Annotated in this window: 9 protein-coding genes and 1 tRNA gene; 4 read left to right on the top strand and 6 right to left on the bottom strand. The window is 65.1% G+C overall.

Annotated elements, in window-relative coordinates:
• Positions 1-337: 337 nt before the first annotated feature.
• The 3 genes from AC5P9I_RS14330 to AC5P9I_RS14340 all read right to left on the bottom strand — a co-directional run bounded on the left by AC5P9I_RS14330 (position 338) and on the right by AC5P9I_RS14340 (position 3337).
• On the bottom strand, positions 338-2062 hold the full coding sequence (locus tag AC5P9I_RS14330) for a peptidoglycan-binding protein (RefSeq protein WP_049468874.1): 1725 nt from the start codon (positions 2060-2062) through the stop codon (positions 338-340).
• A gap of 122 nt (positions 2063-2184) precedes the next feature.
• A complete protein-coding gene (locus tag AC5P9I_RS14335; RefSeq protein ID WP_231353141.1) occupies positions 2185-2760 on the bottom strand; it encodes a hypothetical protein in 576 nt (191 codons plus the stop codon).
• A 52-nt stretch (positions 2761-2812) separates the two neighbouring features.
• On the bottom strand, positions 2813-3337 hold the full coding sequence (locus AC5P9I_RS14340) for a hypothetical protein (protein WP_049468872.1): 525 nt from the start codon (positions 3335-3337) through the stop codon (positions 2813-2815).
• Positions 3338-3542: 205 nt separating this feature from the next.
• Here AC5P9I_RS14340 and AC5P9I_RS14345 point away from each other — a divergent pair, with 205 nt between their 5' ends.
• Positions 3543-4169 carry a YiiX/YebB-like N1pC/P60 family cysteine hydrolase gene (locus tag AC5P9I_RS14345; RefSeq protein ID WP_049468870.1) on the top strand — a complete coding sequence of 209 codons (627 nt, stop codon included), beginning with the start codon at positions 3543-3545 and terminating at the stop codon, positions 4167-4169.
• Positions 4170-4223: 54 nt separating this feature from the next.
• On the opposite strand, the gene AC5P9I_RS14350 is transcribed toward AC5P9I_RS14345, so the two are convergent.
• From AC5P9I_RS14350 to ubiA, 3 genes are all read right to left on the bottom strand, one after another.
• A complete protein-coding gene (locus AC5P9I_RS14350; RefSeq protein ID WP_005414774.1) occupies positions 4224-4388 on the bottom strand; it encodes a hypothetical protein in 165 nt (54 codons plus the stop codon).
• Between the two features lie 272 nt (positions 4389-4660).
• On the bottom strand, positions 4661-6085 hold the full coding sequence (locus tag AC5P9I_RS14355) for a short-chain fatty acid transporter (protein ID WP_176422042.1): 1425 nt from the start codon (positions 6083-6085) through the stop codon (positions 4661-4663).
• A 375-nt stretch (positions 6086-6460) separates the two neighbouring features.
• Positions 6461-7354, bottom strand: a complete 894-nt coding sequence (gene ubiA, locus AC5P9I_RS14360) for a 4-hydroxybenzoate octaprenyltransferase (RefSeq protein ID WP_130768273.1) — start codon at positions 7352-7354, stop codon at positions 6461-6463.
• A gap of 149 nt (positions 7355-7503) precedes the next feature.
• Here ubiA and AC5P9I_RS14365 point away from each other — a divergent pair.
• From AC5P9I_RS14365 to AC5P9I_RS14375, 3 genes are all read left to right on the top strand, one after another.
• Positions 7504-7580, top strand: a tRNA-Arg gene (locus AC5P9I_RS14365).
• A gap of 166 nt (positions 7581-7746) precedes the next feature.
• Complete coding sequence (locus AC5P9I_RS14370; RefSeq protein WP_049453499.1) at positions 7747-8937, top strand: tyrosine-type recombinase/integrase; 1191 nt, start codon at positions 7747-7749, stop codon at positions 8935-8937.
• 622 nt (positions 8938-9559) lie between these two features.
• Positions 9560-9747 (top strand): helix-turn-helix transcriptional regulator (locus tag AC5P9I_RS14375; RefSeq protein WP_495217367.1); only part of this gene is annotated, 188 nt, incomplete at its 3' end.

Below are 9747 nucleotides of genomic sequence, written 5' to 3' on the forward strand. Positions count from 1 at the left end.
TCGAGGACGAGCTCGACGACGAGGTACTGGACGAGGAACGGTAGCCTCGGGACGACCCTCGCGTCTGGGCAACGACCGAATCCCCTGTGCGCCAATCCGCTGGCAACAGGTTGCGTGCGGATGAATCTTCCGAGGGCGGCAGCTGCTCGCCATCGATCAGCGCCACCAGCAGCTTGCTGCCGTCCAGCATGCCCTGGTCCAGGCCCCCTCGCGCAGGCGCAGCACGCTGTGCATCCTGCGAAGCGGCGTCCGTGGATGTCCTCCCCCATCAACGGAAAAAGCCGGCCGGATCGCTCCGGCCGGCCTCCTTTACTACACGCCTGTCAACACGCAGCGGTCAACGGCCCATGGCCACTCGCTGCTGCTCGTCCTGCACGTGTTGCGGCGAAGGCTCGTGCTTGGCCAGCATTGCAGCGCTGGTCTCCTGCAGGCTCGGTGCCGTCTGCGTCATGTCCACCGCAGTACGGAAGCCGGGGACGGTGCCCATGACGAAGGCCTTGCCATCCTGCACGGTGACGCCCTGCAGCTTTTCCGGCGAATCGATGCCGGCGGCCTTGGCCTGGGCGGTCACATGCGCGCTCATCTCGTTGCAGATCATGCCCGGCAGGTGGCCACGGATCGCATTGTGCAGCGGCGTATCCGGATGCGCCTTGTCGCCCAGTTGCGGCCCCTTCGGCGCCGCCTCGGCATGGCTGCGGCCTTCGGCCAGCTTGGCCAGCGTCGCCGGACCCGCCACGCCATCGGCGGAGAGCCCGTGCTGCTTCTGGTAGGCGGTCAGAGCGTCCTTGGTATTGGCACCGAACTTGCCATCCTCGCTCAGCCGGTTGCCATGGCCGTCGCGCACGCCCAAGCGGTTGAGTTCCTTCTGCAGTGCAGTCACTTCCTCGCCCTTGGCGCCCTGGCGCAGCACACCGTTGTGGTCGGCCTCATGCGAATGGCCACCCTTGCCGGTTTCCTTCAGCTTGCCGTGGTCCCAGAAGTCCTGCGGGCTGAGCAGCTTGCCGTGCGGATCCTTCAACTGGTAATGCACGTGCTGGGCATACTGCCCCGCACCGCCCGGGCCACGCCCGCCCATGGTGCCGATCGGCTCGCCCGCCTTGATCGGCTGGCCTTCCTTCACCTGGGTCGACTGCAGGTGCAGGATCTCGTGCGAGTTGCCCTGTGCATCCCTGATCTTCACCGTGCCGTAGTCGCCACCGACGAACGTCACCGTTCCGGAGATCGGTGCGTGAACGGTCGGGTGCTGCAGATTACGGCCGTGCTGGCCGCCGACATAGTTGAAGTCGGTGCCACCGTGCGGCTTGTGCGCGCGGTGTTCGCCGAACTCACCGGTAACGTGCGGCTTGACTCCGTTCTGCGGGGGCAGCATCACCTGCATCGTCTGCTCGAAGGTGCGGGTCTGGCCTTCGGCCTGCGCCGCTGCCGGCTTGGCCTGCGCGTGCGTGGCCGCAGCTGCGGCGGGGGCCGCGTGGCTGCCCTGGGACTGGCCGTGGGTCAGTCCCAGGCGCTGCTCCACGAACCGCTCGTACTTGTCCACGTACGGCATCACCTTCTTTTCAGACAGGTTGAGGCCGCCGTAATCGCGGGTCGGGCCGTCGTGGTGGTACTTGTAGATGTACTCCTCACCCTGGCCGCGCTTGTGCGCCAGCGTGCGGTTGTCGATGTAATGGTCAACCAGTGCATCGGACTGTGCGCCGACGTCGAAGCGGTTGCGGTTGTTGAGGTGGTAGTGGTTGCCGGTCTTGTCGATGAACTGGCCCAGGCCCGAGGCCGAGGTGGTGCCAGCGGCGGCATCGGGGTTGAAGCCCGATTCAACGCGGGCGATGGCCAGTACGTGCGCCGTTTCGCGCGGGGTCAGGCCCTTCTCGCGCGCCGACTCGATGATCGTGTCGATCACCCGTGACTGTACTTCCGGGGTCGCATCGCCCCACCGGCGGGAATTGCCATGCAGGCGGCCGTCGCTCTGGTCGATCGGCTCCCGGTAGTGGCTCCACGGTTTGATGCGGTCACTGCTGTAGGCCGCCCCGCGGGGCTGGACCATGTCCTGGTAGATGTCTGCCATGTCTGTGCTATCCATTCTATGAAAAGGGGGATTTCCTTAAGGGGTACTGCTCCTGGTACTTCGGGTACTGCGGTACTGCGGTACTGCGTTCACAGCGCGCGTGCGACGTCCTGCCGCTGCGCTCAGTCTTCGATGTAGTTCACCTCCGGATGCTTGATGCCGAGCGAGTCGATCAACTTCTCGTACTCGTCGTTGTTGGGCTCCTGCTCCTCGCCTTCCGCGCCGCGCAGCGGCGGTGTGCTGTGGGTCAACTGGCGGCCACTGGCGTCGTACAGGTAGTACCACTCGCAGAAGCTGCAGCCGAACGGCAGTTCACCGTACTGCACGACGAAGTACGGCGTGCCGCTGCGGTCCTGCACGCAGGCCAGGCCAACGGCGGTATAGCCGTCCATCTCCTTGGGCGCAGCAATGGCCTGGCGTGCGCCGTCCTTTTCGATTTCCAGCGTGGTCAGCCGGGAAGCGTCCGTGTCTTGGGTGGGCTGGGCCGCCAGGTGCAGGCGGGTGCCTTGGCAATCGATATGCATGCCGGTCTCGTCGCGCGTAAGAGAGGTGGGAAGGTCCGCAACGGCAGCCGCAGGTGCGGCCGGCGCCGCTGCCGGGTCAGTGGATGCGGGGGTCGCCGCCGGTGCAGCCGCCTCAGGGCCGCTGCAGGCAGCAAGCATCAGGGCCAGCACGGGGGCAACGGGAGACAGACGCATGCGGTGCTCCTTGGGTGAATCACACGACCGCCCGCAAGCGGTCGCTCAGGGGTCAGATCGATTCGTCCTCACGCTTGACCAGCTGCCAGCACGGCTTCTGGGCAAAGGTGTAGACCTGCTGGTCGCTGGTATCGGGGGTGCGCATCTGCACCTGCACCTGGCCGTCGGGCAGGCGGGTGACCTGCATCTCGCGGCCCTGCCGCTGCAGCGTGGCCGGGTCCGGCATCACCGGCCATTCGACCTTGGCAAGCGGCACCTTCTCCTCCACCTTGCGTGGCTCCGGCTCGGCTTCGCCGTCGATGTGGCTGTCCAGCAGCGGATCGGCAGTGGACGTTTCCTGCAGCGCGATCTCGTTGCCGAAATGCTTGAGGAAGTCGTCGAAGACCGGATGGGGGCAGCTGGTAGAAGCGTCTGCCGGGGCCGCCGCAACCGGCGTGGCAGGCGCCGTGGCGGCGGCCGTGCTGGCCGGAGCCGGTGCGGCGGCGCCAGCGGGGGCCGCCTGGGGAGCAGGCTTGCAGCCCGACAGCGCAAGCCCCAAGGCAAGCGCAAGCAGGGCAACGGGGCGGAGCTGGTTCACGGGATCCTCCTGATTCCGGGTGGTCGCGCGCGGTTCCGGCGCGGTAGGGAGGCAAGGATAGCCATGCCTCCGTCAATTCAGTTTCAACATCCGCTGTCAGGAATATCCCGACATGCTGAATTGAGACTCATATCACACTAATGCTGAAATCAGCGTCACCGCGGCAGCCGGTAGACTACGCCGCACACGCTTCGACCCTGGCCCCATGCGCGGATTCCTGCTTGCCCTCTCCCTGTTGATGCCAATGCTGTGGCCTGGTGTTGTGGCCGCGCTGGAGGTCCGGGAAGGCGACCTGCTGTTCGTCACTGCCGGCCGCAGCGGCCTCAGCGCGGCCATCGACGATGCCACCGGCAAGCAGGGCGCACCCAGCTTCGATCACGTGGCCCTGGTCGCTGCAGCGCCAGACGGCTGGGAGGTACTGCATGCGGACGAGAAGGGATCGCGCCGGCAATCGCTGGTCGAGTTCCGCCAGGACGCCCGGGCCAAGCAGCGGCAGATCGTGGTCTATCGGCTGCGCGCACCGCAGCAGGCCGCCATCAAGGATGCGGTCGCGACCGCACGCACGATGCTGGGCAAACCGTACAACACGTCATACGTATTGAACGAGGACAGCTACTACTGCTCGGACTTCATCGAGCGCGCGTTCCGTGCGCACCACGTGTTCGCGCTGCAGCCGATGAACTTCCGCAACCCGCAGACCGGTCAGATCGCCCAGCACTGGGTGGATCTGTACCGTGGCATGGGCATGGACGTGCCGCAGGACCAGCCCGGCACCAATCCCAATGACATGTCAGCGGCGCCGGTGCTGCAGCGCATCGGCGTGCTGGAATAAGCGAAGCCCCGCGCGCGGCGGGGCTTCGGGGGTTACCCAGGGTGGGTACCGAAGTCACTCTTCCTCGTCCTGCCCACCTTGCTGCTGATTGCGCTGGTTGCGCTGCTGCTGTTCCTGCTGCTGTTGCTGCTGCTGGTCGCGGCCACGGCCCTGCTGCTGATCCTGCTGGTTCTGCTGGCCCTGCTGCTTCTGGTTCGGGTTCTGGTTCTGCTGTGCCATGTCCGATCTCCAAAGCCACGCGCGGAATGCGGTGGACGGGGCCATCGTCTGCAGCGGTTGGTTAATCACGCGTGGGTGGGCGGCTACATTGGTGTGTACGCGCGTGAATGAACGCGCAGAAGCCCTTGCGGCACAAGCCACTGAAGGATTCATGCGGGTTCGGCATGTGCTCATGCCGTTATCCAAGCCGGGCGCATTCATGGCGCGTGTGGTCGGAAACCCGCGCTGAACGGGGCTGGTTTCACGACGCTCGCAGTGATGCCAGCCCGCAGTCAGGGCATCACCGGCGGCACATACGCCAGGGTCATGCCCAGCAGCCACAGCAGGCCCAGTACCAGCGGGATGTGCACCAGCAACTGGATGAAGGTGAAGCCCACGATGTCGCGTGCCTTCAGCCCCAGCACGCCCAGCAGCGGCAGCATCCAGAACGGGTTGATCAGGTTCGGCAGCGCTTCGGCCGCGTTGTAGACCTGCACCGCCCAGCCCAGGTGCGCTTTCAGCTCGTTTGCGGCCTGCATCACGTACGGCGCCTCGATGATCCACTTGCCGCCCCCGGACGGCACGAAGAAGCCCAGCACCGCCGAGTAGACGCCCATCACCAGCGCGAAGGTATCGGTGCTGGCCACGTGCACGAACAGGCTCGACAGCCGGTGCGCCAGCGTCTGCCCGTCGCCACCGGCGGCGTGGGTGAGGATCATCGCGATGCCGCCGTACAGCGGGAACTGGATCAGCACGCCGGTCGTACTCGGCACCGCCTTGGCCACCGCGTTGAGGAAGCTGCGCGGCCGCCAGTGCAGCAGCAGGCCCAGCGAAATGAACAGGAAGTTGTAGGTGTTGAGGTTGGCGATGGCGGCGACCACCGGCTTGTTGGCGAACTCGTTGAACAGCCAGCCGAACGCCAGGAGCGAGAGCAGCACGGTCAGCAACGGGCTGTACTCCAGCCATTCGCCCGGGCGCGTGCGTCGCTGCAGCGGTTCCGGCTCGGCCTGCGCGGCGCCGGGGAACTCCTCGGCAGTACGCGCACTGCCGGCCGCAGGCGCGGTCAGCCAGGCGATCAGCAGCGAGACCAGGATCAGCACCGCGGTCAGCGCGATCGACTGCCACAGGAAGATGGTTTCGGTGAACGGCAGCACGCCGGTGATCTCCACCAGCCCCGGCGGCATGCTGGCCGGATTGGCCTGCAGCTGCGCGGCCGAGGAACTCAGCCCCATGGCCCACACCGCGCCCAGGCCAAGATATGCCGACGCACCGGCCGCGCGGTAGTCCATGCGCAGTTCGGTGCGACGGGCCAGCGCGCGCACCAGCAGGCCACCGAACACCAGCGAAAAGCCCCAGCTGAGCAGCGAGGCCAGCATGCTGACCAGGCCCACGTACACCACCGCACCGCGACCGGTGCGCGGCACCCGGGCCAGGAAGTCGATGAAGCGCGCGACCACCGGCGCGGTGGCCACGGCGTAGCCACCGATGACCACGAAGGCCATCTGCATGGTGAAGGGAATCAGGCTCCAGAAGCCGTCACCGAAGGCGCTGGCAGTGGCCTGCGGGGTCGAGCCGAAACCCATCGCGGCCAGCGCGACGATGACCACGCCCAGCACCGCGAACACATACGCGTCGGGAAACCACTTTTCCGCCCAGGCGGCCGAGCGCAGCGCTGCGCGCGCCATCCAGCCGTCCTGTACTGCTGCCGTCGAGGCCATCGCCTACCCTCCCAGGTTCGATGGATCGATTCTGGGCGGTGGGGTGCAGGCTGTCAGCCACCTATTGGTCGTAGGTGACACAGAACGGTAGTGCCGGCCGCTGGCCGGCAATCCTCGGGATCACACACAGGCCCAGCCGGCCAGCGGCCGGCTCTACCATGCGCGGGAATCGTCGTAGCTGGCGGAGAACGGTAGTGCCGGCCGCTGGCCGGCAACCTCGGGATCACGCACGGGTCCAGCCGGCCAGCGGCCGGCTCTACCAGGCCCGGGAATCGTCGTAGCTGGCGGAGGACGGTAGTGCCGGCCGCTGGCCGGCAACCTCGGAATCACACACGGGTGCAGCCGGCCAGCGGCCTGCTCTACCAGGCCTTGGGATCAACGCAGCGCCAGGTCCACGGAGATGCCGGCAAACAGCGCGGCACCCACCCAGTTGTTGTGCAGGAACGCCTTGAAACAGGGACCGCGCTCGCGATTGCGGCAGATCCAGAACTCGTACACCACCAGCGCGGTGGCCACAGCCACGCCGGCGAGGTAGTACCCGCCCAGCCCGCCACGCACGCCGACCAGCGCCATCGTGGCCAGGAACAGTGCGTACAGCACGCCCTGGATGACCAGGTCGAGATCACCGAACAGGATCGCGGTGGAGTGCGAGCCCATCTTCAGGTCGTCCTCGCGGTCGACCATGGCGTACCAGGTGTCGTAGGCGGTGGACCACAGGATGTTGCCGGCGTACAGCAGCCAGCCCAGCATCGGCACCTCGCCCTGCACGGCGGCGAACGCCATCGGGATGCCCCAGCCGAACGACATGCCCAGGTAGACCTGCGGCAGATGGGTGTAGCGCTTCAGGTACGGATAGCTGGCGGCCAGGAACACGCCGATGAAGCTCAGGCCGATGGTCAGCCCGTTCAGGGTCAGCACCAGCCCGAACGCCACCAGCATCAGCACGGCAAACAGCGCCAGCGCGGCACGGCCGCTGATAGCGCCGGTGGCCAGCGGGCGCGCCTTGGTGCGCTCCACGTGCGGGTCAAGCCAGCGGTCGGCGTAGTCATTGATGACGCAACCGGCCGAGCGGGTCAGCCACACGCCGGCGGTGAACACGAACAGCGTCCACAGCGGCGGCAGGCCGCCCGCGGCCAGCCACAACGCCCACCAGGTGGGCCACAGCAGCAACAGCGTGCCGATCGGACGATCAGCGCGCATCAGACTCCAGTAATGCCGCCAACGCGGCGTCGCCGGCGACTGCGGCGAAGTGAGGGGGGTATCAGCCATGGCGATAGGATACTCCTGCCCCTACGGCAGGGCTTTGCCGGTGGGGGGAGATTTGTTCGGCGAAACTGGATAGAATGCCCGTCCCGCACCGCTTCATGGCGCTGCGATGCCCGCCCCGGCACTGGCCGACGGCGCGGCGGTTCTACAACGCGCCCGTAGCTCAGCCGGATAGAGTAGTGGCTTCCGAAGCCATTGGTCGGGGGTTCGAATCCCTCCGGGCGCGCCAATTGAACGTCCTACAGCGTCCCAAGAAGGCCGAATATTCCTTTTAAATCAAAGGTTTCGGCCTTTTTTGTGTCCGCTTGCGTCCTATATGATCCACATCAATCCCAAGTCTGCAGGCGGTATCTTTGACGGTAACCCACCTACCGCCTACACCTGTTACCGCCATCATGTCGCTTACCGATACCGCAATACGCAAGACAAAGCCCACGGCAACTGTGCAGAAGCTCCGCGATGGTGGCGGCCTTTACTTGCTACTACGTCCTGATGGCGGCAGATGGTGGCGATGGGATTACCGTCGGCCCGTAACAGGCAAGCGCAACACCCTCTCTCTGGGAACATATCCCGACGTCAGCTTGGCGAGCGCACGCGAGCGTCATGCAGCAGCTCGCAGACTACTTGCTGATGGAGTTGATCCGGGCGAGCAGCGGAAGGCACAGAAGGCAGCGACGCTCGAGCGTTCCGCCAACACCTTTGAAGCTGTCGCCGCTGAGTTGATCGCTGTAAGAGCGAAGAAGATGGCGGCGACTTCGCTTGAGCGACAGAACCGCATTCTCGCGAAGGATCTCGGTCCATACATCGGGCGGCTACCTGTCGATGGCGTGACTGCGCGTGACCTGCTGGATGCAATCCGGAAGATTGAAGCACGCGGGGCAAACGAGACTGCACATCGCGCACGAATGCTGGCTAGCCAGGTCTTTCGCTACGCCATCGCTACAGGCCGTGCGGTGCGTAATCCAGCTGAAGACCTGCGGGGCGCACTTGTGCCAGTGGAGGTCGAGCACTTTGCCAGCGTCACTGATCCTGCGCACGTTGCAGGCCTGCTTCGCGCCATCCACGGGTATCAAGGGACTCCCGTTGTAGCTGCTGCCCTGCGCTTGGCACCTCTCGTTTTCGTGCGACCTGGTGAACTTCGCCACGCTCGCTGGTCAGATATTGACCTTGACACCGCAGAGTGGCGTTTCACGGCAACGAAAACTGGGCAGCCACACATTGTTCCGCTCTCGTCACAAGCCGTGGCGGTGTTCCGCGAACTGCAGCCGCTGACCGGACGATTCTCTTACGTCTTCCCGAGCATGCGCGGTAAAGGGCGTCCTATGAGCGAAAACACCGTCAACGGGGCGCTGCGTCGCCTGGGCTACGACTCAGACACAATGACCGGCCACGGCTTCCGAGCTATGGCACGCACTGTGCTGGATGAGGTGCTGGGTTTCCGTCCGGACTACATTGAGCACCAGCTCGCACATGCCGTACGTGATCCAAACGGACGGGCATACAACCGTACGGCTCACTTGGGCGAACGGGCGAAAATGATGCAGGCCTGGGCGGACTATCTGGACGGCCTGAGAACTTCCCGCTGACCTCCCGTTCTTCCATCTTTCATTTCTGACTTACTGCTTTTGCTGGTTACAGTGGTAACGCTGGTTACACCGCCGCCAAACGTCTTCTAAATCAGTCGGTTGCGTCCATTCTCGGAGCGCCGCATTCACTGGTTACAGCTGGTTACGCTGGTTACAGCGGCGCCCTATCGATCCACATTGGACGTATGCGGATCGATGGCGCGCGCCGATTGAATGGCTATGCCTCAGCCTCTTGCCGGTCAACGGGTGGCTTTGAGGGCCGCCGAGTTGTCGCCATGACGGCCGATGACCAGACCCAACCCGCCGGCAATCGATAGTTCGCTCGCCGCACACTCTGCGCCGTCGGCCTGGAGCAGCAGGTTGCCAGGCGCGTCCGTTTGTCCTGCGCAACCAGTCGGGTGGCCTGACTGCTGCGCTCGCTTGTCAGCTCCCGCCAGTTTGCTGAAACGCCGCAAGGTTGCGTTGTCAAGGGGATTTGGTCATGTGTAATTTTACAAAATACTGTAAAAATTTTCTCTACACAGCGAGCTGCGTGAGTTGAGCGGCAGCTGTCTCTAGCCTTCTAACCAAGCCCACAACACAGGGCGGCGGTTGACGAAACGTCAGCCCCGCGACCTCTCACATGCTTGGTTCCCCCGCCCCTCCGGCGACCGCACCTGGTCAGCCTGACGATCATTCCCGGCCTGACGCCGCACGCGGTGAACGCTTCCTGCGCAAGCCCGAAGTGCTCAGTCGCACCGGCATTTCCCGCTCGCACCTGTACTGGCTGATGAAGCGCGGCCGGTTCCCCGCATCGATCCCCCTTTCCCC

This window comes from Stenotrophomonas sp. YJH_SMC_29 (assembly GCF_059371235.1).